26 protein-coding genes and 1 riboswitch are annotated in these 22,163 nt (G+C 40.3%); of the genes, 19 read left to right on the top strand and 7 right to left on the bottom strand.

Going from position 1 to position 22,163, the window contains the following annotated elements:
• Positions 1–20: 20 nt before the first annotated feature.
• Positions 21–1,499, bottom strand: coding sequence for a DHA2 family efflux MFS transporter permease subunit (locus tag ACIQ0H_RS10035; RefSeq protein WP_403413898.1), 1,479 nt, complete (start codon positions 1,497–1,499; stop codon positions 21–23).
• A gap of 195 nt (positions 1,500–1,694) precedes the next feature.
• On the opposite strand from ACIQ0H_RS10035, the gene ACIQ0H_RS10040 reads away from it, so the two are divergent.
• From ACIQ0H_RS10040 to ACIQ0H_RS10055, 4 genes are all read left to right on the top strand, one after another.
• A complete protein-coding gene (locus ACIQ0H_RS10040; RefSeq protein WP_403413900.1) occupies positions 1,695–2,600 on the top strand; it encodes a TetR/AcrR family transcriptional regulator in 906 nt (301 codons plus the stop codon).
• A gap of 65 nt (positions 2,601–2,665) precedes the next feature.
• Positions 2,666–3,094, top strand: a complete 429-nt coding sequence (locus ACIQ0H_RS10045; protein ID WP_403413902.1) for a VOC family protein — start codon at positions 2,666–2,668, stop codon at positions 3,092–3,094.
• A gap of 76 nt (positions 3,095–3,170) precedes the next feature.
• On the top strand, positions 3,171–4,031 hold the full coding sequence (locus ACIQ0H_RS10050; protein ID WP_403413904.1) for a GNAT family N-acetyltransferase: 861 nt from the start codon (positions 3,171–3,173) through the stop codon (positions 4,029–4,031).
• 113 nt (positions 4,032–4,144) lie between these two features.
• On the top strand, positions 4,145–4,480 hold the full coding sequence (locus ACIQ0H_RS10055; RefSeq protein WP_403413906.1) for a hypothetical protein: 336 nt from the start codon (positions 4,145–4,147) through the stop codon (positions 4,478–4,480).
• Between the two features lie 247 nt (positions 4,481–4,727).
• Here the strand turns inward: ACIQ0H_RS10055 and ACIQ0H_RS10060 are convergent, their stop codons facing one another.
• Positions 4,728–5,891 carry a pyridoxal phosphate-dependent aminotransferase gene (locus ACIQ0H_RS10060; protein ID WP_403413908.1) on the bottom strand — a complete coding sequence of 388 codons (1,164 nt, stop codon included), beginning with the start codon at positions 5,889–5,891 and terminating at the stop codon, positions 4,728–4,730.
• A 162-nt stretch (positions 5,892–6,053) separates the two neighbouring features.
• Positions 6,054–6,164, top strand: a riboswitch (SAM riboswitch).
• A 125-nt stretch (positions 6,165–6,289) separates the two neighbouring features.
• Between ACIQ0H_RS10060 and ACIQ0H_RS10065 the strand changes: the two genes are divergently transcribed.
• From ACIQ0H_RS10065 to ACIQ0H_RS10075, 3 genes are read left to right on the top strand one after another with little or no spacing between them, the layout of a single operon-like run.
• Positions 6,290–7,303, top strand: a complete 1,014-nt coding sequence (locus ACIQ0H_RS10065; protein ID WP_403413910.1) for a methionine ABC transporter ATP-binding protein — start codon at positions 6,290–6,292, stop codon at positions 7,301–7,303.
• Positions 7,293–7,964: a methionine ABC transporter permease gene (locus ACIQ0H_RS10070; protein ID WP_403413912.1), complete on the top strand. Its 672-nt coding sequence runs from the start codon at positions 7,293–7,295 to the stop codon at positions 7,962–7,964. Before ACIQ0H_RS10065 ends, ACIQ0H_RS10070 begins: the two co-directional genes overlap by 11 nt.
• 18 nt (positions 7,965–7,982) lie before the next feature.
• Positions 7,983–8,801 carry a MetQ/NlpA family ABC transporter substrate-binding protein gene (locus ACIQ0H_RS10075; RefSeq protein ID WP_403413914.1) on the top strand — a complete coding sequence of 273 codons (819 nt, stop codon included), beginning with the start codon at positions 7,983–7,985 and terminating at the stop codon, positions 8,799–8,801.
• A 70-nt stretch (positions 8,802–8,871) separates the two neighbouring features.
• Here ACIQ0H_RS10075 and pepF read toward each other — a convergent pair whose 3' ends face one another.
• Positions 8,872–10,686 (bottom strand): oligoendopeptidase F, encoded by a 1,815-nt coding sequence (gene pepF, locus ACIQ0H_RS10080; protein ID WP_403413916.1) that lies wholly within the window; start codon positions 10,684–10,686, stop codon positions 8,872–8,874.
• A gap of 181 nt (positions 10,687–10,867) precedes the next feature.
• On the opposite strand from pepF, the gene ACIQ0H_RS10085 reads away from it, so the two are divergent.
• A complete protein-coding gene (locus tag ACIQ0H_RS10085) occupies positions 10,868–11,392 on the top strand; it encodes a P-loop nucleotide/nucleoside kinase family protein (RefSeq protein WP_403413918.1) in 525 nt (174 codons plus the stop codon).
• Positions 11,393–11,406: 14 nt separating this feature from the next.
• Here the strand turns inward: ACIQ0H_RS10085 and ACIQ0H_RS10090 are convergent, their stop codons facing one another.
• Together ACIQ0H_RS10090 and ACIQ0H_RS10095 are read right to left on the bottom strand one after the other, a co-directional pair.
• Positions 11,407–11,706: a hypothetical protein gene (locus tag ACIQ0H_RS10090; RefSeq protein WP_403413920.1), complete on the bottom strand. Its 300-nt coding sequence runs from the start codon at positions 11,704–11,706 to the stop codon at positions 11,407–11,409.
• A 101-nt stretch (positions 11,707–11,807) separates the two neighbouring features.
• Positions 11,808–12,251 (bottom strand): hypothetical protein, encoded by a 444-nt coding sequence (locus ACIQ0H_RS10095; RefSeq protein ID WP_403413922.1) that lies wholly within the window; start codon positions 12,249–12,251, stop codon positions 11,808–11,810.
• 121 nt (positions 12,252–12,372) lie between these two features.
• On the opposite strand from ACIQ0H_RS10095, the gene ACIQ0H_RS10100 reads away from it, so the two are divergent.
• From ACIQ0H_RS10100 to ACIQ0H_RS10115, 4 genes are all read left to right on the top strand, one after another.
• Complete coding sequence (locus tag ACIQ0H_RS10100; protein WP_403413924.1) at positions 12,373–13,110, top strand: AAA family ATPase; 738 nt, start codon at positions 12,373–12,375, stop codon at positions 13,108–13,110.
• A gap of 61 nt (positions 13,111–13,171) precedes the next feature.
• Positions 13,172–13,654, top strand: coding sequence for a PaaI family thioesterase (locus ACIQ0H_RS10105; protein ID WP_403414501.1), 483 nt, complete (start codon positions 13,172–13,174; stop codon positions 13,652–13,654).
• Between the two features lie 133 nt (positions 13,655–13,787).
• Positions 13,788–14,207 (top strand): SRPBCC family protein, encoded by a 420-nt coding sequence (locus ACIQ0H_RS10110; protein ID WP_403413926.1) that lies wholly within the window; start codon positions 13,788–13,790, stop codon positions 14,205–14,207.
• On the top strand, positions 14,208–14,528 hold the full coding sequence (locus ACIQ0H_RS10115; RefSeq protein ID WP_403413928.1) for an ArsR/SmtB family transcription factor: 321 nt from the start codon (positions 14,208–14,210) through the stop codon (positions 14,526–14,528). It begins immediately after the preceding gene.
• A gap of 55 nt (positions 14,529–14,583) precedes the next feature.
• Here ACIQ0H_RS10115 and ACIQ0H_RS10120 read toward each other — a convergent pair whose 3' ends face one another.
• Positions 14,584–15,861, bottom strand: coding sequence for an erythromycin esterase family protein (locus ACIQ0H_RS10120; RefSeq protein ID WP_403413930.1), 1,278 nt, complete (start codon positions 15,859–15,861; stop codon positions 14,584–14,586).
• 158 nt (positions 15,862–16,019) lie between these two features.
• Between ACIQ0H_RS10120 and ACIQ0H_RS10125 the strand changes: the two genes are divergently transcribed.
• The 6 genes from ACIQ0H_RS10125 (at position 16,020) to ACIQ0H_RS10150 (ending at position 20,308) form a co-directional block, all read left to right on the top strand.
• The gene (locus ACIQ0H_RS10125; RefSeq protein WP_403413932.1) at positions 16,020–16,259 is read left to right on the top strand and encodes a hypothetical protein; all 240 of its coding nucleotides are present in this window, start codon (positions 16,020–16,022) and stop codon (positions 16,257–16,259) included.
• A 12-nt stretch (positions 16,260–16,271) separates the two neighbouring features.
• Entirely contained in the window at positions 16,272–16,661 is a 390-nt protein-coding gene (locus ACIQ0H_RS10130; protein ID WP_403413934.1) for a DnaJ family domain-containing protein, read from the top strand.
• Positions 16,662–16,696: 35 nt separating this feature from the next.
• Entirely contained in the window at positions 16,697–17,950 is a 1,254-nt protein-coding gene (nagZ, locus tag ACIQ0H_RS10135) for a beta-N-acetylhexosaminidase (RefSeq protein ID WP_403413936.1), read from the top strand.
• Between the two features lie 84 nt (positions 17,951–18,034).
• Complete coding sequence (locus ACIQ0H_RS10140) at positions 18,035–18,340, top strand: magnetosome magnetite crystal formation protein family (protein ID WP_403414504.1); 306 nt, start codon at positions 18,035–18,037, stop codon at positions 18,338–18,340.
• Between the two features lie 118 nt (positions 18,341–18,458).
• Positions 18,459–19,676 carry a dicarboxylate/amino acid:cation symporter gene (locus ACIQ0H_RS10145; protein ID WP_403414507.1) on the top strand — a complete coding sequence of 406 codons (1,218 nt, stop codon included), beginning with the start codon at positions 18,459–18,461 and terminating at the stop codon, positions 19,674–19,676.
• A 113-nt stretch (positions 19,677–19,789) separates the two neighbouring features.
• Complete coding sequence (locus ACIQ0H_RS10150; RefSeq protein WP_403413938.1) at positions 19,790–20,308, top strand: GNAT family N-acetyltransferase; 519 nt, start codon at positions 19,790–19,792, stop codon at positions 20,306–20,308.
• 91 nt (positions 20,309–20,399) lie between these two features.
• Here ACIQ0H_RS10150 and ACIQ0H_RS10155 read toward each other — a convergent pair whose 3' ends face one another.
• Positions 20,400–20,771 (bottom strand): winged helix-turn-helix transcriptional regulator, encoded by a 372-nt coding sequence (locus ACIQ0H_RS10155; RefSeq protein WP_403413939.1) that lies wholly within the window; start codon positions 20,769–20,771, stop codon positions 20,400–20,402.
• A gap of 170 nt (positions 20,772–20,941) precedes the next feature.
• On the opposite strand from ACIQ0H_RS10155, the gene ACIQ0H_RS10160 reads away from it, so the two are divergent.
• Entirely contained in the window at positions 20,942–22,141 is a 1,200-nt protein-coding gene (locus tag ACIQ0H_RS10160) for an MFS transporter (protein WP_403413941.1), read from the top strand.
• The last annotated feature ends 22 nt before the right edge of the window (positions 22,142–22,163 follow it).

Consider the following 22,163-nt stretch of genomic DNA (forward strand, 5'->3'; position numbering starts at 1 on the left):
AGCCCTAGTTGTATTTCTATTTATTTGGTTTCTAGTGGTTTTGGAAACGTTGTTCTTTTAATAAAGATCGATAGAATAAATGCCACAACGGCGATTCCTGTAGAGACTAGGAACGAATCATTTATTCCGGAAATGGTTGCTTCCATTGTGATATGTTGTTGCAATTCGACTAACGCTTCGCCAGTGGGTGTAGTCGTTAACTTCGCCATGGCTTCAGCGAGCATATTTTCTGCGTGTACAGATGTACGATTCGACATAATCGTGACGAGCAAACTAGCACCAATCGCGCCTGATACTTGTTGAATGGTACTGTTCATCGCCGTACCATGTGGGATTAAAGCAGGCGGGATTTGATTTAAACCATTAGTCATGATCGGCATCATGACCATTGAAATCCCGAACATGCGGACGGAGTAGATTACAACTAAGTGAATATATTCTGTTGAATCGGTCAATTGACCAAACAAGAATGTCGTGATGACCACAATTGTTAATCCTACATAGGCCAAGATTTTAGGCCCGTATTTGTCGAATATTTTACCGGTAATCGGCATCATTATCCCCATAATTAATGCGCCTGGTAGCATCATTAAGCCCGAATCCATCGCCGAAATGCCACGAATATTTTGGAGATAGATTGGCATTAATAGCATAGCTGAGAACATAGCCATATTTAAAGTAATCGAAATGGCAGAAGATAAAGCAAACATTGGATATCTATAGACTCTGAAATCTAGCATTGGCTCATCAAGCTTAAATTGTCGAAGAATTAACCAAGCTAATGACAGTACACCAACAATAATAGTAAAATACACACTTGGAGCAGACCAACCGTGATTACCAGCCGAACTAAATCCGTATAAAATACCACCGAAGCTCAAGGCTGATAAAGCAACAGATAGTGCATCGATTTTAGCGTTACTACTTTCTTTTTTATCGTGTAGTTTAAAGAATCCTAAAACCCACACGAGAACCATTAGAGGCGCCATCATAAAGAATAACACGGACCAATTATAGTGTTGAATAACCCAGCCGGATAATGTAGGTCCAATGGCGGGAGCAAAAATCATAACAATCCCGAACATCCCCATTGCAGAACCACGTTTTTCAGGAGGGAATGATGTATAGAGTACGTTCATTAACAAAGGCATAATTAAGGCAGCCCCGGAAGCCTGCACCATGCGTCCTACGAGGAGGATTGAAAAACTCGGTGCGAATCCACTTATTAATGTACCAATCGTAAAGAGCCCCATGGCAATTAAGAACAAGCGCCTAGCTGTATATTTGCTGATCAAAAATGCTGTGGTTGGAATTAAAATCCCGTTTACGAGCATATAACCAGTCGACAACCATTGTACGGTTGCGGGACTGACATCAAATTCATTCATAATGGAAGGGAGTGCGACGTTTAACAAAGTATTACTAAGTAACGCCACGAATGCACCCGTCATTAAAATTGCCAACAAACCATATGAAGGCTTTATCTGTTTCGCGGACATAAAAATATTCCCCTTTGCTTTTTTAGACTGGCGGTTCAAATGTAAACCGTAAGTATTGAGAGGTTTATAATACACCTTCGAAACGAAAAGAGCAATAAAAACATACTGATAGTTCACAAATGTACCTGTGGTATAAAAGTGTTATGATAGAATTAATAATATAAGCACATAATCACCTAGGAGAGATAGATAACCATGAATAAGAAAAAAAGATATGTGATAGATAAGGCGCATGAATTATTTAGTGAAAAAGGCTATCATGGCACATCGATTCAAGATATTTTGGACCATAGTAGTATTTCAAAGGGATCTTTTTATAATTATTTTCCTTCCAAAGGTGAATTATTTAAAGCAGTATTCAATCTTCTACAAGAAGATATGAGAATGAAAAGGGACGAGCTGCTCATTGGAGAAGATATTAGGGACAAAGAAGTTTTCATCAAACAGATTGTTTTTATAATGGAGATGAATCGTAAAAATAAAATAATCCAGCTTATTGAAGAGGTACTTGTGTCAAATGAACCGGAACTTATCAAATACATTAAGCAGACAAAAGACTTTTTTACGACCTGGATCTATGAGCGTTTTTTAGATATTTTTTCGGAAAATCAAGCGAAATATTTGGTAGATTGCGCTGTGCTTTTTACTGGGATGATGCAAAATATTTTGTATACAAGTAACCGTCAAAACGGCATGTTAACGGTACAGCAAATGGCCACTTATTGTTTGCATCGAGTGATGACCATTCTCGATGATGTGAGTCAAAAGGATATTCAATTATTTGCACCAGAAAAGATGAGTACATTGCTGTCACAATCGAATAATCAAAATTATTTCAATAACGAATTTTCATTTGCCACTTTGAGTATGAAAAAGTTAATTGAAAAGCAATTTGATCTAGAAGATCCAAAAATAACGACGTATGTAGAGTTATTATATTTTATACAAAAAGAAATACTGATTAATAAAGAGAAGCCGAGACAGTTTTTAATTGAAAGTGCATTAACTACATTAAAATCAAGTAGCGAACTTCATCAATCAAAGGAATATATAGAGTACGAACGAACTTTGGCACAAATGAATTACTTCCCGATTGTATAAGCAGTTAGGTAAATGATAAAGTTGGGATAGCTGGATTCAGAATGAAATCGAAGGAGTGAAGGGAAATGGCTGTTGATATCTATTTTAATTTTAATGGGAATTGTCGTGAGGCAGTGATGTTTTATGCAGAGGTTTTTGAAACAGAAGTACCCAAAATCATGACTTTCGGAGAAGGGCCACCCAACCCGGAGTATCCTCTTCCAGAAGAAGCGAAAAATTTAGTGATGCACACACGGCTTAACATAAGTGGCAGCAATGTGATGTTTTCGGATACTTTTCCGGGATCGCCTTTTACTCAAGGGAACAACATTACCCTTGCGGTCGTTAGTAAAGACGGGGCTGAAATCAAATCTGTGTTCAGTAAACTGAAAGAGGGCGGCAAGGTAAACTTGGAGCTGCAAGAAACATTTTTCAGTAAATGCTACGGCCAAATAACGGACAAGTTCGGTATTGAGTGGCAATTAAGCCTAGACAGTGGCGAAGTATTCGGGTAATTTGAAGGATATGGTACCTTTCTTTTTTTGAGGAAGGTATCATATCCTTTTTTAAATAGAGTTTGGGGGGATGGGAATGGAGTTTAAACAATATGCTGATGTGCATGAATTTGCGTTACAAGTAGAGCCGATTTTAGCTGAGGGGGAAGATGTCTACAGTCTCTTTTCTGGCGTACTGCAAGCGATTAAAGCAGGACGCTATGAAAATCCTTTCATGGCGACAATTGAAGAGGATGGGAGAGTGCTAGCCCTCTTTCAAATGACACCTCCACATCCGTTAAACCTAATTTTTGTTGATGAAAAACGAGTAGAAGAAAGCATGGATTTATTAATTAAGAAATTATTGCAACATGAAATTGAAATCAGTTCCGTCATTAGCCTCAAGGCGTGGGCATATTGCTTCGTAGAGAAATGGGAGGCGCAAACAGGAATGACCCATCAATTGTTGATGGACCAAGGATTGTATCGGCTCGATGAAGTGAATGAAACACTTCTACAAAGCCCGGGGAGCTGGCGTTTTGCGGATGAAGGAGATTGTTCAATTATCGAGAAGTGGTACACCATTTTTGAGGAAGATACGGGGCTTCCAATTACTCGGATTGAAGACGTGAAAAAGCGTGTGGCTGCATTTTTAAGTGAGCGTGAAGTGTTTTTGTGGGAGCATGGTGGGAAAGTTGTGTCGATGATGAAAAAATCACGTCCTAGCAAGCATGGTGTCACGGTATCTCTCGTATTTACCCCACATGAGGAGCGAAAAAAGGGCTATGCCCGGACGATGGTTGCGTCCTGTTCAACGGAACTATTAAAAAGCTATGATTTCTGCGTGCTGTATACGGATTTGATGAACCCGACGTCCAATAAAATCTATCAAGAAATAGGCTATAAGCGAATTGCCGATTCTGTGCAGCTTGGATTTATCATGCGTGAAATTCATTAAGCTACTGTACTCATCATCATCGGAAACTCACCTGGAAGGTCCTCAACCACACTTGATAACATATAATAGCCTGAAAGCTAAAATAATCATTCAACAAAATGGTTAGAGGGGCGATGATTTTGCGACGAGATTATCCAATCATTAATGATAAACTATTGTCTAATGATGACTCCTTAAATCGGGGCGCTAAAATTGCGCTTTTGGGGTCAGCCATATCAACATTGGGTGATGCATTGCAAACGATTGGTGGAGCGATTTCGATAGAAGAAGGGCGAATTTCTGATGCACAGCAGCAGCAAGATATAGATAAACTTCAAAGCCAAATCGATGAATTGAAAAAAGAGAAGTCGCAAAATAATACGATAAATCCAGACACTGAAAAGCTTGGAAAATTATTAGAAAAACTTGTAGATCGATTGGAAAGAGAAGATGATGCAAAAAAAGGGTAATTAGTAATTTTAATCATCAATCGATGTAAGTGTGTAAAGACTATCCATTTTGGTTTGGGTAGTCTTTTTTATGGCAAACAGTAGGATGCTCAAAAAATAGATTGATAAAATAAATAGTTTCGAAGTAAAAAACTTACCTAAAACCTAGGGAGACAAATGGGGTTTCGATAAGTGATTCTCGCAAAAGAAACTTATGCGTATAACTGAAAGCACTGACGGACTATTTGCAGTCCGCCAGTTTTTTTGATTACGAAAATAAATCGAGCTTTTCAATACGCGCAACGGCTTCTTTTAAACGATCTTCTGTTTCTAATAATCCGACGCGTACATAGCCTTCACCGTGCACGCCAAAAGCATGACCTGGCGCAACGGCTACATCGGCCTTATTTAAAAGAAGGTCTGTGAACGATTCACTTGTATAGCCTGTGGGAACAGGTAGCCACGCGAAAAATGACGCGGAGGGAGCCACCACATTCCAACCAATTCGATTGCACTCAGTGATTAAAACGTTGCGGCGACTTTCATATAGAGCAATCAGCTCATCCACACAGTCTTGACTGCCTGATAATGCGACGGCAGCGGCGCGTTGAATGGCTGGGAAAATATCGATGAATAAATGATCTTGCAAGGTACCGATGGCTTTAATAATTTCGGCATTACCGACCGCGAATCCTACGCGCCAACCGGCCATATTATACGTTTTTGACAAGGTGTACATTTCAATTCCGACCTCTTTAGCACCCTCTACCTGTAGGAAACTAAGTGGTTTTTTGCCGTCAAAGCCAATTCCGCCGTAAGCAAAGTCATGCATAATGGCAATGTCATTGGACTTAGCCAAAGCAATCGTTTCTTCAAAAAACGGAATGGTTGCAGTGGCACTTGTTGGGTTGTTTGGGTAGTTTAAATACATTAACTTTGCCTTTTTTTGTTCGTCAGTTAAGGCGCTGTAATCCGGAAAATAATTATTTTCTGCGAGTAAGGGCATAGTTTCGTAGTTAATATTTGCTAAGCTCACACCTGATAAATAATCTGGATAACCAGGATCCGGTAGTAAAAGTAATTCCCCTTCATTCATCAAAGCAAGGGGTAATTCGACTAATCCAGGCTTTGTACCAAATAGAACCGCTACTTCCGTTTTAGGGTCGATATCGACATTGAATTCGCGTTTGTAAAAGTCTGCAGCAGCTTGTTTGAATTCTGCAATCCCTCTGAAAGGGGAATAGCCATGCGTAGCTGGGTCTTCAACGGCTTCCTGTAAAGCCTTGACTATATGGGGTGGAGTAGGTTGGTCTGGATTGCCTCGCCCTAAGTTAATCACGTCTCGTCCTTCCGAAAGTGCTTGCTCTACATTTCGAACGAGTGATGAAAAGAAGTGTGGTGGTAAATTTTTCAACCGATTTGAGAGTGTCATAGGATTACCTCTTTCATTTGAGTAGTCAATTATTTATATGCTAGTATACAGGAGTTATTGACTTAATAGCAATATTGCACTAGTTGTCAATTGTATTATTGTGTTGACAATTTAGTTGGTTCAGACTACTATATAACTTAAGCTTCAAACAATTACATATGTAACTTATCATGAGCGACCGAGGGATAGGCCCGATGACGTCCAGCAACCCCTTGTATACAACGAGGAAGGTGCCAACTCCTACAGAGTGAATGTTATTCTGAAAGATAAGCTGAAACGATATTTTCGGTGCTTCTTTCATTTATGAAAGAGGTATTTTTTATTATATTGATCAGAATTTTTTCCGAATTACATAAAAATCCACAGCGTAGTTGATTGAATAGAAAGAGGAGAAGTCAATGATTCAAATCCAAAAGGTCTCGAAGATTTATCAAACTAAAGATAGGATTGTAAGAGGTGTCGATAACGTTTCGCTCGAGATTAACAAGGGTGACATTTTCGGCATTGTCGGTTATTCAGGTGCTGGGAAAAGTTCGCTGATTCGCTGCTTGAATCTATTGGAAAAGCCTACGGAAGGTACAATCTTAATAGATGGCGTTAATTTGACGAAGTTAAGAGGGAAAAGCTTGCGTCAAGCAAGATTGAAAATCGGTATGATTTTTCAGCACTTTTATTTAATTAGCCAAAAGACGGTATATGAAAATATTGCATTCGCATTACGTGCAGCAAAAACACCTGAGGCTCGAATTAGTGACCGTGTAGCAGAGTTGCTTGAAATGGTCGGTTTGTCGGATAAACGAAATGTCTATCCTGCACAATTGAGTGGAGGGCAAAAGCAACGAGTTGGAATTGCCCGAGCGCTTGCTAATAACCCATCCGTTTTACTCTGTGATGAAGCAACATCCGCCTTGGATCCAAATACGACTTTGTCGATTTTACGATTATTAAAGAAAATCAATTTGGAGCTACAGATTACAATTGTGTTAATCACGCATGAGATGCATGTGGTAAAAGAAATTTGTAATCGCATGGCGATTATGCAAAATGGAAAAGTGATTGAAGAAGGACAAGTGTATGATGTTTTTTCGGATCCTCAAGAAGAACTAACGAAAGAATTCATCAGCAGTGTAGTGTCCTTTGACGTTCCGGCAGCTATTTTAGCAAATTGCACAGGACGTATTGTGAAATTGATGTTCAAAGGAAATGTCGCAGGTGAGAGTGTTATCTCTGAAACTATCCAAAAATACAACGTAACGGGTAATTTCTTGCATGGATCGATTGAGTATATTCAAGAAATGCCACTGGGAATATTTGTGATGGAGTTGCTGGGAGAACCGGCGGCTGTTGAGCAAGCCATCGCATATCTATCATCTCGTCATGTACAAGTGGAGGTGATCGGCAATGGGAATTGATGTACAACAAATCATTGAATTACTGCCAGATATGACAAAGGCATTTGGTGAAACACTTTTCATGGTGGGGATCTCACTTGTTGTTGCGTTGATCATTGGGTTACCATTGGGCATTTTACTATTTGCGACGGATAAAGGATTGTTCCTAGAAAATATTATAGTGAAATCGATTCTAGGTTTCATCACCAATATGGTCCGGTCCATTCCTTATATCATTTTACTTGTGTTACTCATTCCTTTGACTACACTTCTAGTCGGTACGTCAATTGGTCCGACGGCAGCTAGTGTATCTTTGTCAGCAGCGGCCATTCCATTTTTTGCACGAATTGTGGAGACTTCACTTCGAGAAATCGATAAGGGTGTCATTGAAGCGGCGATTTCAATTGGTGCAAGTCCTTGGATGATCATCCGCAACGTATTATTACCGGAAGCAAAGTCAAGTATTATCCAAGGGCTGACGTTGACTGTCATCAGTTTGGTTGCCTATTCCGCAATGGCAGGGGTTGTCGGCGGAGGTGGAATGGGAGATTTGGCCATCCGTTATGGCTACTACCGTTATGACGAAACAATCATGGTTGTAACAGTACTTATTTTAATTGTGCTTGTACAAATTATTCAGTTTGCAGGAGATTGGATTTCAAAATCAGTTGATAAACGATAACAGAGGAGAGATGACATCATGAAAAAACTACTGATTACTTGTATGATGATTGCCCTAGTAGCTGTACTGGCTGCTTGTGGAGGAAAAGACAAAAATGTTTCGAATGACGAGAAATCCATAACAATTGGCGCAACAGCAGGCCCATATAGTGATATGTTGAAAAAGGCGATTATCCCGGGATTAGAGGAAAAAGGCTATAAAGTGGAGCTGAAAGAGTTTAGTGATTATATTCAGCCGAACCAAGCACTAGCAAATGGGGAGATACATGCTAACTTATTTCAAAATACAGTGTATCTAGATAATGTTGTTAAAGAAAATAACTTTGAATTATCCAAGTTGATAAACGTACCGACAGCTCCAATGGGTATTTTTTCGAATAAGTTCAAGTCCATTGAAGAGATTACAGACGGTTCAAAGATTACATTACCGAATGACCCTGTCAATGCGGCTCGCGCGCTAATTATATTACAAGATGAAGGTCTTATTGAATTTGATCCGAATATCGAAATACTGAAAGCGTCGGAAAAAGACGTTACAGTGAATCATAAGAATTTGAAGTTTTTGCCGATTGAGTCAGGACAGCTTCCCCGTTCAGTTGAGAGCACAGATCTAGCAGCGGTTCCTGGAAACTTTGCATTATCGGCAGGTATGGATTTGCTGGATGCATTAGCATTAGAAAATATGCCCGATCAATATCGTAATGTCGTAGCAGTGAAAACAGAAAATCTGGACAAACAATTTGCTAAAGATATTAAAGAAATTGTTGAATCAGCACAATTTGAAAAAGTAATTGATGAGGAATTTCAAGGTTTCGGTAAACCGGAGTGGATGAAATAATCATTTATGCATAGTACAAAAAAAGAAACCATCCAATTGACTTGGATGGTTTCTTTTTTGTTTCGACTCTTTAATTTGTACCTTCGATTTCTTCTGTTAACACAACGAGTTGATCAATCAACTCGCCGATATAAGCGATTGTGTCGCGAAGCGGTTGGTCTGTTGTAATATCCACACCAGCCATTTTGGCAAGATCAGCAGGCGATTTTGTTCCGCCGGCTTTCAAGACTTCCAACCATTCATCGACAGCTGTTTGACCTTCTTCCAAAACACGTTTGGAAACTTGAGTGGAAATAGTCAGTCCAGCACTGTATGTGTATGGATATAAGCCCATGTAGTAGTGCGGTTGGCGCATCCATGTCAATTCAGCGCCTTCAGTAATGTCGACGTCTTCTCCCCAGAATTCTTCTAGAACGCCGCGTTTCAAGTTGTTTAAGACACCCGCATTCACACTACCACCCGCATCAATACGCTCATAAACTTTACGTTGATAAGCGGCTTCTAGTAAATGTGTCACAAAGTTGTGGTAGTAAGTACGCGATACGATGGAGGAGATTACCCAACGTTTGAATTTCGGATCATCCGAGTTTTTCAGTAAATGATTGGCAACCAACATTTCATTCATCGTGGAAGGTGCTTCGATGAAATAAAGGGAAGGACGCGCATTGAATATATTTTGTTCACGGTTGGCATTATAGAAATGCCCTGCGTGGCCAAGTTCATGTGCAAGGACAAAGACGTCCTCCATGCTGCCTGTCCATGAAATAAGGATATACGGATGATTGCCGTAAGGACTTGAGCAGAATGCACCCGTCGATTTCCCTTTATTTTGCGCAAAATCAATCCAACGTTCATCGTAAGAACGCTTGACCATAGTCAAATAATCATCACCCATAATCGCCAACGCCTGATCGATATACGTTTTCGATTCTTCGACTGTAATGGTAGGTTCGTACGTAGGATCAAGCGGAATCTTCAAGTCGGCGAACGTCATGTTATCTAAGCCGTGTACTTTTTGCAGCAGTTTAGCATACTTACGCATATGTGGTGCCAGTTCAGTAGTTATCAAATCGATTTGGCGATCATAGATCGATTTATCAACTTCTTGATTGAACAATAGGTAATCAAAAATCGTATCGTAGCCACGCAAATCAGATGTTGTTTTTTCGATTTGCAGGTGCATGTCATACGTTTTTGCAGTTGTATGTTGATAGTCTTTCAATTTAGTAGAGAAGGCTTCAAATGCCGCCCGACGTTTCGTAGTATCTGCTTCTGATTCCCAATCGCCTTCGAAAGAGACATAGCTTAGGGGATACTGCTGACCGTCCGCTTCGAAATCATCAAATGCCATATCGACCATTTTTGTAGTGTTATACAAGCCATATGGGCCGCTGAATGTTGAAGAAAATGCGGCGAGTGTTTTCTCGACTTCGGGATGTAATTGATGGTCTTTTTGTCGAATCAATTTCTCTAAGTAGTTTTCAAATTCAGCAGTTTGTTGCATCGCATCTTTCAAAGTTGCAACAGGCAGCTCGGAAATTTCACTATTGATGAATGAGAGTTTACTATTGATCTTCGCCGCTAGTGAACCAAATTTACTGGAACGCATTTGGGCTACGTCATCTGTTTGGTCCGTACTAGACGATAGGCTTGTATACGTGCCGATTGGAACCATTTTCTCATAAATGGCCGCGGAGCCCTTCAAGGCTTCGTTAACCGCTGTCGCATCGGAAAGGCGCCCCTTGAATTTTTCGGCATACGTATCGACTGCTGTTTCTAGCTCAGCAATTGCTGCATTGTAGTCTTCCTCAGTGTTGAAAAGGTCTTGTAAATTCCACGTTTCTTCTATATGTACTTCTGAACGCAGTGGCAAACTTTTAACCAAATCTCATCTCTCCCTTTATTACGGATGTCGAACTAAATAGTAGTATATAGTAAAGTGGAGTAAAAGTACAAATGAATCAACCTCTTAGGAATATTCGGATATCATGTGTTGTATTTGTATTATCTATGAATTGTAAGTGCTTGAATATCGGTACAAAGAAAGTAAAGAGGGTGCGTATTTAATGTTTTTTCTACAAATGTCAGGATTTCCAGGTTCGGGAAAGTCAACGCTTTCTAGAATTATTGCTAAATCGACGGACGCCATAATTATCGATCATGATATAGTCAAATCGGCTATATTAAAATCTTTGGAAACAACTCAGATTGAGGCAAACGCTGCCGGGAAAGTAGCGTACGATATCGAATGGTCACTAATCGATTTTCACTTATCCGAAGGGCATAGCGTGATATTGGATAGTCCTTGCTTTTATTCAGAAATGGTAGAGAGGGGAGTTAAGGTCTCTGAGAAACATCATGCTAATTACAAATATGTGGAATGCTATTTGAATGACATAGAGGAGATTCAGAAGAGGCTAAAGAACCGAACAAGGATGATTAGTCAAATTCACCAGGTTGCTTCTGAAGAGGCATTTGAAAAATGGGTGGGAAATAGCAAAAGGCCCCTAGATCTCGAATGTCTCAGAGTCGATTCCGGGAAACCTTTAGATAGCTACATAGATGAGGTTTTGTCATACCTTCATAAATAATAATTGTGAGCGTCTTATTTTTGAGCGAGCCGCTCAATTTCATCGGCTACAACAAAGGCCAGGTCTTCATTGCCGAATAGTTGCAGAACATCAAGCGTTGTTTCGTTATCGATGTGGATGTCATCTTCGTCATCTGCTTGTTTAATGATGGTCTCCATCGCGGCGTTTTGCTGTTGGTGTGGATAGGCACGTTTGTACAACTCGTGAGGATCTAACTGATGATTAGCACACCACTGCACAAATAAGCGGATCATCAGCTGTTCATCTTCTTGATATTTTTGAATGACCTGTTCCCCAATATTTTTAAAATCCATAATCGTGCTCCTTTTTTAGAACGTTATCATTAGTATATATGATTGAGGGGACTTTGCAGAAAGATATATGTAAGAACAGAAAAGACAGATGCCTTTTCCGTTCAAATTTGATTACTTATAAAGAATTGTACCATCCAGTTTACATTAAGTGGACCGTCAATAATCTCATAGTACTGGGTGGAGTTTTGGATAATAAGATTTTCATTGACAATAATCCTTAGACTATTCCCGTTGTCATCTTGCAACTGGATACTGAACTGTTGGAATTCGTCATTCGCATTTATTTCTTCGGGCTTTAATTTCCGGACATGGTAATCTTGAAGGAAGTCCAGTAAACTGTCTATTTCGGAAGAATCATTGACATGCCAAGTTTCAATGGTATCTCCAGAAGTAGAGGGTTTTGTGAAAAGTAATGTGTTGAATGATGCATCCATGCTGCCAAGAAGTTCTGTAAACTCTTTTTCGCTATAGTCGTTATGTGACTGTATCATCATATAACAGCCGCCAATTAGAATAGCGATGAGTAGGAATGCTCTCATTTTCATATTTAATACCTCCCGCATTTGTTTCTTTAGTATACGCAGCTGATGTTGGTTAGTAGCGTACTTGTGACTATAAAGGATATGTTTATCCACACAGGAAAATTTATCATTGGAGGGGAAACGATTGTTTTTAAGAAAAATAACACTTCTTCATAAGGAAGTAACAGCGAAAGAGAACTACCCTTTCTCAATTCCTGCCATTCAATCCATGACGGAATTGGATTTGACGAATCGAGTGACATTTTTCGTTGGGGAAAATGGTTCGGGGAAATCGACACTTCTGGAGGGGATTGCAGACTTATGCGGGTTTAATCCTGCAGGTGGAGGAAGAAATAATGCATACGAAGTGGATGCGTCAGAAAGTGCATTAAGTGATTATCTACGATTGTCGTGGATGCCAAAAGTGACGAACGGCTTCTTCTTACGAGCTGAATCGTTTTATCATTATGCTTCTCATCTTGATGAGGTGGCAAGTCAACCAGGTGAGGCGTACCGTACTTATCAAAATTATGGTGGGAAATCACTACATCATCAATCACATGGTGAATCATTTTTGTCATTATTTCTAAATCGATTTCGGGGAAAAGCCATTTACTTACTCGATGAGCCGGAAGCCGCTTTATCTCCCCAACGGCAATTGACGTTTTTGCGCGTTATGCATGACCTCGTTCAAGAGGAAGATTGTCAATTTATCATCGCAACACATTCACCGATTATTTTAGGCTACCCAGATGCAACTATCTTGAGTTTTGATGATGGAGAAATCAAAGAAGTGGATTACGAAATGACAGAGCATTATCAGATTACGAAATATTTTTTGGATCATCGGGAGAAGTTTTTGAAAGATATTTTGGATGACTAATTGACAGAGTGTTATAATTATTGTGATGCAATGTAGAAGGGGGAGGATGGTTGCGATGACGATGACGAAAGAAGTAATCCATGGGATTCAAGATGATTACGGAGATGACTTCGCTTGGTGTTTTGGGTGTGGCCGTTTAAATGAAGAAGGGTATCATTTTCGGACAGGTTGGCAAGGAGAGGAGACGGTGACGTTTTACGAACCATCGTCTAAACATATCGCAATTCCTGGGTTTGTCTATGGTGGATTAATCGCTTCACTGGTGGATTGTCATGGAACAGGTTCCTGTTCACTGGCACTTCATCGGAAAAATGGACATGAACCGGGGAGTGGGGAAGAACCTCCGCGTTTTGTCACGGCCTCTTTGAACGTTAATTATTTGAAACCGACGCCGCACGGGGCTTTGTTGAAGGCGGTTGGGAAAGTGGAAGAAATTCATCCGAAGAAATTTAAAGTGTCTGTTGAGGTATTTGCTGATGATGCGATTTGTGCAACAGGGGAAGTTTTGGGTGTCGTGATGCCAGCAACATTTGCGGGCAAATAAAGATGTGTAGAAAAGCTGATTGCCAAGTGCAGTTAGCTTTTTTTGAATGAAAAACATTGACGTGAAACCATTTGGTTGTATATAATTCGATATGAAACCAAATGGTTGTATTTATTAGGTAGGAGGAGTTCAGATGTCAATGAATGAAAATTTCGCAGAAGTAAGAAAAAATATCGTCATAAACGTACCAATCGAAAAAGTTTGGGGCTATGTCGCTACAGCAGAAGGGATTGCTGCTTGGTTTATGCCAAACGATATGGAGCCGATTGAAGGGAAAGAATTTATCATTCAAGCAGGGCCTTGGGGTAATTCCGCATGTAAAGTGACGGAAGTGAATCCCCCAAACCGCTTATCGTTTGAGTGGGGCGAGGAGTGGCTCATTACGTTTGAATTACAAGAACAAGATGGTCAAACCGAATTGACATTGATTCACGCAGGATGGGATGAAGAAAAACAGACGGAGTTCGGTGAGCCGCATACAGAAGTACGTTCACGTATGTCTGGCGGATGGGATGGACTTGTTTTAAAAATGAAAACTGTAGTTGAAGCCTAAATGGCTGAAGAGTCGCAGAAGTACGATGTTTTTCAAGCCATCGCTGATCCGACACGACGCAAACTGCTTGAGTTGCTAGCAGGTGTAGAATTACCGATTTCAATGATTAGTAGTCATTTCACAATGAGCAGGACTGCGGTAACGAAGCATCTTCATGTATTAGAATCAGCTGGGCTCGTCACTTCACAAAAAGTAGGCCGTGAAAAGCTTTACTGCTTAGAAGCTAAGCCACTGCAAAAATTACAAACATGGCTCGTTTTCTATGAACAGTTTTGGGACAACAAGCTTTCTATACTGAAAGATATTGCTGAAAATGATTAAGGGAAACAAACATGACGGAAGTGTCCATCATGTTTGTTTTTTTGATACACGGGTTTCAACCAGTGGTCGCTTTTTCTTCCAACACAAGTGGTTTCAGTGCCTTCGTCTGGTCAATAAAAATAAAGGCGTCGTATCGGTTTCCAATTTTGGTTGGCACGTAATTACCGAAGGCCTCAAATTCAGGATTGTAAACGACGCCAATTGCCCGGTGACCAATCCAACTGGCAAAGTGTTTTCGGTTATCGTCATCGAAAATGTAAAGCTTGTCATCGGCTCCTGTATTGTGCAAGAGGTCTTCCCATGAATGTTGGCGAGCAGGAGGAACTTCTATTTCTTTGAATGGTACTCCCCATTTTTCAGCTGCAATGACCGTACCTCGATGAGTGCCAAAACCTACTGCATAAACCTCCCCCTCCTGATACTGTTCGCGGAGCAATTGTCCAACGTTTAGCATGCCATCCTCTTGCATTGTCGTGGCCCGAGCATCTCCAATATGCGTATTATGCTCCCAGACGATGATTTTTGAATCTTCCCCGTAGTGGTTCCGTACTTCGCGGATGGCTTCTACCATATGCTCGTCCCGAATATTCCAGGAACGGGCATTGTCTTGCAGCATGGCACGGTAATATTCTTCGGCATTTTTGGCGACCAATGCATTCACTTTTATATTCAAACTGTCTTCCGGCTTACCTTGATAATGGTCTTCATGAGAACGGATAGATGAGAGTAAGTTGCTGACTTCGTCAATGCATGCTTGCGGAAAATGTGCAGTAGATATTGCATAATGTTCCGGTAAACCATTGAAAGGTTCAAAACAGGAGAAGGCTTTATGCGCTAGTTCAAGATCCACACCCGTGGGATTGGTTTTGGTTAAGTAACGAATAATTTCTTCGATTGATTCCCACAGGCTATACAGGTCAATCCCGTAAAATCCCACTTTGTAATCCCCGATACTAGCGTTATTATGCGTTTTCAACCAGTCGATAAACTCGGTTATTTCCTTATTCGCCAACATCCATGTTGGCCATCTGCTAAAAGCTTGTAACACTTCCGTAGTCGTTTTTTGTTCGTCATCATACCCTTTTATATGTCGATTGACATGTTGGGCGGATGGCCAATCACCTTCAATGGCGATGGCAGAAAAACCTTTTTGTTCAATTAACATTTTTGACAGCTGTGCCCGGACTGTATAATATTCTGAAGTCCCGTGGCTCGCTTCTCCAAGTAGAACGATTTTTGCATCACCGATGGCTTCGAGAATTGGCATAAGATCAGCATCTGATTCAAAAGGGAGTGCGTATTTTTTTACAGCTTCTTCAAGTGTGTAATTCATGTAGAAAATCTCCTTTCCATCAGGCTATTGTGCAAGTATACCCATCTATTTATGTCTTACCCTTTTGGAGTTTGAATAAAGCGATTATTAACTATGTGACAAACAATTGGAATATTGTATAATTGGAGTAGTCAGAAATATGTAGGGGAGCGATTCTATTGTTAGAAGGGGTAATAATAGTTGGAATGGTCATGGCTGTACCGATTACTGCAATTTTGACAGATCATAATCGTAGAGTTGTGAAGTTAAAAGCAGAATTTATTCGGGATGAAATCGAACTGGAAAAATTAAAACAGCAAAACTTTATCGTGGAAACTGAGAAAATGAAGCTAGAATTGGAAAAAATGAAATTGGACTATACAGTTGAACAGAAGCATATTTTAGAACTAAAAAAATAAGGGGTGCTATTGATGAAAGAGGATCATTTCATTCCACCGTACAATGACCTCATGGGGGATATTCTAAAAAAACATACGGCAGAGGGCGGCATGGACAACCTGAGGGGGCAAGGGAAACCATTGTCTCAAGACTACTTTTCCGGGGATACATTTCAGCATTTCCAACGAATTGCAAAAGAAGCAGGCTATAAACCGAGTTGGTTAAAATTACAGCATGAGATCCGCGATGAAGTGGTAGCGATAGCAGCCTGTTATTTAGCTAATGCAACCGCAGATTTGGACGATCGAATAGATAACATAAATAGCAAGATATTCACATATAATCAATCCTGCCCACCACCTATGCAGAAAGGAACTGTGTCACTTACAACAATTCTAACCGCAATCGATCGATGGAAATGACATGAGATAACTGTGAAATTTGAGGTGGAGTGATGATGAATCGTGCCTTTACAATCATATTCATGGTCTGCTGTTGTTTACTTTTACTCTCGGGCTGTTTTCAATCTACACAGAAGAGTAGCGAAAATGAGTCATCGTCTACGATGACTACGCCTCCGGAAAAAGTGCCAGTCAATATCGAGCCACCGGAAGTTATCGTCTCGCCGATAGATGAGATGATTGACAAAATGTCAGTAAAAGAAAAAATTGGACAGTTACTTATGATAGGAGTAGAGGGCAAGTCATTTTCAGAAGAGATAGATCAACTCATTCGCAATTATCATGTTGGTGGCGTTATTTTGATGGGGAAAAATGTCTCTACAACGCCGGAAATGTTAACGTTTATCAATGCCATAAAGAGGGCAAATGCGTCGAATAAAATCCCTTTATTCATGTCTGTCGATGAAGAAGGGGGAAGAGTTTCAAGGTTGCCAGCTGGGATTCCAAAACTGCCGACGAGTGCACAGATCGGTAAACGACATGATGAAACAGTTAGTTATCGTGCGGGCACTTATGTAGCGGAAGTACTCCACGATTTTGGCTACAATATGAATTTTGCGCCTGTTTTAGATGTCAATAGTAACCCGGGAAATCCAGTGATTGGGGATCGGTCGTTAGGGGCTGATCCAGAGCAAGTTGCGAAACTGGGTGTTTCGATGATGCATGGCATGATGGACAGTGGCGTTATTCCAGTTGTGAAACATTTTCCAGGCCATGGAGATACGGTTGTTGATTCGCATAAGGTGTTGCCAAAAGTAGAAAAAACGTTGGAAAAGCTCCGAAATGTCGAACTTTTTCCCTTTCAACAAGCGATTGATGAAGGTGCTGATGCTGTCATGGTTGCTCATATTTTATTTCCAGAATTGGACCCAGAGTATCCCGCATCCATGTCCAAGGAGATTATCACAGGGTTGCTACGGGTTGAGATGGAATTTGATGGGGTAATTATTACAGATGATTTGGTGATGGGGGCAATTACGAATGACTATACAGTTCCAGAGGCGGCTGTTCAGTCCTTTATGGCGGGAAGTGATTTGCTCCTTGTTGTTGGCGATACCAACAATCAAGTAAATACAGTCAACGCTCTTGAAACGGCTATTGATGAAGGAAGCATTACGGAAGAACGGCTTAATGAAAGTGTAAAGCGAATTTTAACCCTAAAAGAAAAATATGGTTTAACAGATGACCTAAATGAACAAGTCGATGTCGATAAGCTCAATGAAATGTTTGAACTGCTCCAATTGAAATAAATGAAACTTCCTTTTATCTCATTCGTATAATAAGATACTAGATAGGGTAGGGAGGTTTTTATTATGGATAATAAGCATTATTCTATGGAGAATAAAGGGTTGAAAGTATTGGTTCACGCAAGTGCTTTCTTTGCTCCCTTTTTAGTTCCATTTATTATTTATCTTGTCGTTTCGGATTCAGAAGTGAAAAGAGTATCGATTCAAGCGATTTTATTTCAACTTGTGATGGGCGTGTTGATTTTTGTGTCGGTTCTGTTTACTTTCCTTCTTATAGGACTACCGTTTCTCATTATATTTGTTTTGATGACTATTATCATTCCAATCATGGGAATCATCAAAACGCTGAATGGCGAAACGTATAATTATCCGATTGTGGGTAGATGGTTTTAACGAAATGATGAACAAGACACACTCCGTAAAGAAATTTCTGCGGGGTGTGTTTTTTCATTTAAGCATGTTCTAGGTCGGAGTTGAATAAAATCATAAAAGGGGGGATAGGAAAATGAAGATTAAGTTCAATCTAGTCACTCAAATTTTCTTTGCGTTTGTTTTAGCTATTATTTTAGGGAGTATTTTTGGTAGCTCTATCGACTTTTTGAAGCCATTTGGAGAATTGTTTCTTCGATTAATTAAATTCATCATTGCCCCACTCATCTTATCTACACTGGTCGTTGGGGTTGCGGGGACATCTGATCCAAAGCAGCTAGGGAAAATGGGGGTTAAAACGGTTGTCTATTATCTTGCGACAACTGCAGTAGCAATTGTGATTGGTCTTTTGGTAGCGTTTGCAATAGCTCCGGGTAAAGGAGTAACGATTGCGACCGAAGGATTGAGCATACCTGAGGCGGCTACACAGGAACCGCAAAGCGCTATTACCACTCTCTTGAATATCATACCTGAAAATCCGTTCACATCATTAGCAGCAGGGAATATTTTGCAAATCATTTTTTTCGCATTATTCATCGGTTTGGCGATTACATTAATTGGTGAGAAAGCACAGCCGGTCTATCGATTTTTTGAAGGTTTTGCAGAAGTTATGTACAAAATTACCGGTATTGTCATGAAAGTGGCACCCATAGGCGTTTTGGGACTACTTGCGCCAGTTGTAGGACAGTATGGACTATCTGTTTTATTGCCACTCGTAAAATTGATCCTAGCCGTTTTCATCGCATGTATCCTGCATGCTGTCATTGTTTACTCAACTGCTGTGAAAACTTGGGGAAGAATGAGCCCTATTAAATTCTTTAAAGGGATTTCACCTGCTGCCCTTGTCGCTTTTAGTACAGCAAGTAGTTCAGGGACTTTGCCCTTAACGATTAAAAATACGAATGAAAATCTTGGTGTGCCAAATAGGATTTCAAGTTTTGTGCTTCCGTTAGGAGCGACTGTAAATATGGATGGAACGGCAATTTACCAAGGTGTTGCGGTCGTTTTCATCGCACAATTTTATCAATTGAATTTGTCGTTCATGGAACTATTAACCGTTGTATTAATCACAATATTGGCGAGTATTGGTACGGCTGGTGTCCCTGGAGCCGGCATGATTATGCTGGCGATGGTGTTAACTTCGGTCAATATGCCGCTCGAAGGAATCGCGCTTATCGCAGGGATTGATCGGATTTTGGATATGATGCGTACCACAGTGAATATTGTTGGTGATGCATCTGCTGCGGTAGTTGTGGCGGGTACTGAGAAAGATCGAATTGAAGTCGTTCCTACAAAATAACCAATTTAAAAAACGGCTTACGTGCTGATAAAAGCGTAAGCCGTTTTTCAATGTCAATGAATGGTATACTTCTGGTGTAGAAAAATGGAATGAAGTGTGAAAGGATAAGTGTTTTGACGATAATCCGTGTTGAACAACCGGCAGATTTTATAGCCATCAAGGAAGTGAATGATCTCGCTTTTGGGCAGGAAGGTGAATCGAATCTAATTACTGCTATTCGGACATCAGATTCGTTTATACCCGAGCTCACTTTAGTATTTGAAAGCGAAAAGAATGAGATAATCGGCCATATACTTTTTAGTTTAATCACCATTGAAACGGCAGAAAGCTCTGTTCAGTCTTTGGCTCTTGCGCCAGTGGTAGTCAAGCCAGACTTTCAGAACAAAGGGATCGGTTCATTGTTAAAAAAAGAGGGTTTGAAGCGAAGTAAGGAGCTTGGCTACGATTCTGTCGTTGTATTAGGGCATAGCGATTATTATCCAAAGTTCGGTTTCATTATTGCAAGTGAGAAAGGAATTAAAGCCCCATTTGATGTGCCTAATGAAGCATTCATGGTTATTGAACTACAACAAGGTGCGTTGGATAATGTACAGGGAACAGTTAAGTATCCTGAAGCATTTTTAGGTGTATAGAAAAAGGATTCCGTTTTTATGGAATCCCTTTTCTATGCGGACAAATTGAACAAATATATTCTATGGGTAGGTGTACCTTAATCATAGTTCTTTATTTCAGCTTATCATTTAAAATACTATCCTCTAAGACGGTGAATTTATCTCCATAGACCTTCGTAATATGAACTTCTCCCCAGGCACATAGCGAATCTAATATGCTTTCTAAACTTAAGCCGTACTCGCTTAGTTCGTATTCTACCTTTGGTGGGACTTGGTTGTAGGCAATTCGGTTAATCACGCCATCTGCCTCTAACTCCCGTAATTGCTGCGTTAACATTTTTTGTGTGATGTCGGGCATGAGACGTTTTAACTCGCTTGTCCGTTTTTTTCCATGTGTTAAGTGGCATAGAATGACACATTTCCACTTTCCTCCGATTACTTCTAATGTTGCTTCGACGGATATATTATACTTTTTTTGTTTCATGCATATTCTCCTTATCTATAGGAACTTATAAGTACCTATGTAACTTTTGGGTTCCTATAGTACTTAAAAGTGCGTACTTTTCATTTGAATCCCTATGATTCATACTAACATTTGTCGACGAATTACACGATTTTTATCTTCATACAACAATAGGAGAGGACAGGAGTAGAATGACTTTGGATAAAAAGCGAAGTATATTTGCACTGCTTGCACTAGCTGTCAGTGCATTTGCAATTGGAACAACCGAATTTGTTAGCGTGGGACTTTTACCGCTGATTTCCCAAGACTTAGATATTTCGGTGACAACGGCAGGGCTTACGGTTTCATTGTACGCAGTAGGTGTAATGATAGGCGCGCCGATATTAACATCACTCACTTCAAGAATGCCACGGAAGTCATTATTATTATGGATTATGGTAATCTTTATAGTAGGGAACGGGATTGCGGCATGTGCAACAAGTGTCACAATTTTGTTGGTCGCTCGCGTCATTGCAGCCTTTTCACATGGTGTATTTATGTCGATTGGATCGACGATTGCTGCTGATTTAGTTCCTGAAAATCGTAGGGCAAGCGCGATTTCGATCATGTTTACGGGACTTACTGTTGCAACGATTACCGGGGTTCCGTTTGGTACATTTATTGGGCAACAGTTTGGTTGGCGTTTTGCCTTTGTGGCAATCGTCGTCATAGGGATTGTCGGGTTTATTGCGAACAGTATTCTTGTTCCGTCTGATTTACGGCAGAGTGCTCCAACAACTATTCGAGATCAGGTTAAGCTCGTGACGAATGGTAGAATATTGCTAGTGTTATGCATTACAGCGCTGGGGTATGGTGGGACATTTGTTGTATTCACTTACCTTTCGCCTTTGCTTCAGACGATAACTGGATTTAAACAAGGAACAATTGTAGTTATCTTACTCTTTTATGGGGTTGCGATTGCCATCGGTAATATGATTGGTGGAAGGCTATCAAATAAAAATCCCATTCATGCGCTGTTTTATATGTTTATTGTACAAGCAATTGTGCTGTTCATTTTAACATTTACAGCACCATTTAAAGTAGCTGGTTTAGTAACGATACTCTTCATGGGCTTGTTTGCATTTATGAACGTACCGGGACTGCAAGTATATGTCGTCATGTTAGCTGAACGTTATGTTCCAAGTGCGGTAGATGTCGCTTCAGCTATGAACATCGCTGCATTTAATGCGGGAATTGCCGTTGGTGCGTATGTGGGTGGAGTGGTAACAGATTCAATAGGGCTCATTCATACTGCTTGGATTGGTGCGGTGATGGTGTTGGTTGCAGCCATATTAACTGGTGTCAGTCGAAGGTTGGAACGAAAAGATCAACAGCGATTAAAGCTGTCTTAAATTAAAAAATGGAGGTCATTCA

Source organism: Sporosarcina sp. NPDC096371, assembly GCF_044762865.1.
GTDB lineage: Bacteria > Bacillota > Bacilli > Bacillales_A > Planococcaceae > Sporosarcina.

Excerpts from the sequence above, each read along its gene's own strand:
- ACIQ0H_RS10060 (WP_403413908.1), bottom strand. The coding sequence starts at position 5,891 with ATGACACTCTCAAATCGGTTGAAAAATTTACCACCACACTTCTTTTCA.
- ACIQ0H_RS10130 (WP_403413934.1), top strand. The coding sequence starts at position 16,272 with ATGAAAGAGGATCATTTCATTCCACCGTACAATGACCTCATGGGGGAT.
- ACIQ0H_RS10075 (WP_403413914.1), top strand. The coding sequence starts at position 7,983 with ATGAAAAAACTACTGATTACTTGTATGATGATTGCCCTAGTAGCTGTA.
- ACIQ0H_RS10155 (WP_403413939.1), bottom strand. The coding sequence starts at position 20,771 with ATGAAACAAAAAAAGTATAATATATCCGTCGAAGCAACATTAGAAGTA.
- ACIQ0H_RS10115 (WP_403413928.1), top strand. The coding sequence starts at position 14,208 with ATGGCTGAAGAGTCGCAGAAGTACGATGTTTTTCAAGCCATCGCTGAT.
- ACIQ0H_RS10105 (WP_403414501.1), top strand. The coding sequence starts at position 13,172 with ATGACGAAAGAAGTAATCCATGGGATTCAAGATGATTACGGAGATGAC.
- ACIQ0H_RS10090 (WP_403413920.1), bottom strand. The coding sequence starts at position 11,706 with ATGGATTTTAAAAATATTGGGGAACAGGTCATTCAAAAATATCAAGAA.
- ACIQ0H_RS10120 (WP_403413930.1), bottom strand. The coding sequence starts at position 15,861 with ATGAATTACACACTTGAAGAAGCTGTAAAAAAATACGCACTCCCTTTT.
- ACIQ0H_RS10160 (WP_403413941.1), top strand. The coding sequence starts at position 20,942 with ATGACTTTGGATAAAAAGCGAAGTATATTTGCACTGCTTGCACTAGCT.
- ACIQ0H_RS10110 (WP_403413926.1), top strand. The coding sequence starts at position 13,788 with ATGTCAATGAATGAAAATTTCGCAGAAGTAAGAAAAAATATCGTCATA.
- ACIQ0H_RS10045 (WP_403413902.1), top strand. The coding sequence starts at position 2,666 with ATGGCTGTTGATATCTATTTTAATTTTAATGGGAATTGTCGTGAGGCA.
- ACIQ0H_RS10085 (WP_403413918.1), top strand. The coding sequence starts at position 10,868 with ATGTTTTTTCTACAAATGTCAGGATTTCCAGGTTCGGGAAAGTCAACG.
- ACIQ0H_RS10140 (WP_403414504.1), top strand. The coding sequence starts at position 18,035 with ATGGAGAATAAAGGGTTGAAAGTATTGGTTCACGCAAGTGCTTTCTTT.
- nagZ (WP_403413936.1), top strand. The coding sequence starts at position 16,697 with ATGAATCGTGCCTTTACAATCATATTCATGGTCTGCTGTTGTTTACTT.
- ACIQ0H_RS10050 (WP_403413904.1), top strand. The coding sequence starts at position 3,171 with ATGGAGTTTAAACAATATGCTGATGTGCATGAATTTGCGTTACAAGTA.
- ACIQ0H_RS10095 (WP_403413922.1), bottom strand. The coding sequence starts at position 12,251 with ATGAAAATGAGAGCATTCCTACTCATCGCTATTCTAATTGGCGGCTGT.
- ACIQ0H_RS10065 (WP_403413910.1), top strand. The coding sequence starts at position 6,290 with ATGATTCAAATCCAAAAGGTCTCGAAGATTTATCAAACTAAAGATAGG.
- ACIQ0H_RS10035 (WP_403413898.1), bottom strand. The coding sequence starts at position 1,499 with ATGTCCGCGAAACAGATAAAGCCTTCATATGGTTTGTTGGCAATTTTA.
- ACIQ0H_RS10055 (WP_403413906.1), top strand. The coding sequence starts at position 4,145 with ATGATTTTGCGACGAGATTATCCAATCATTAATGATAAACTATTGTCT.
- ACIQ0H_RS10070 (WP_403413912.1), top strand. The coding sequence starts at position 7,293 with ATGGGAATTGATGTACAACAAATCATTGAATTACTGCCAGATATGACA.
- ACIQ0H_RS10040 (WP_403413900.1), top strand. The coding sequence starts at position 1,695 with ATGAATAAGAAAAAAAGATATGTGATAGATAAGGCGCATGAATTATTT.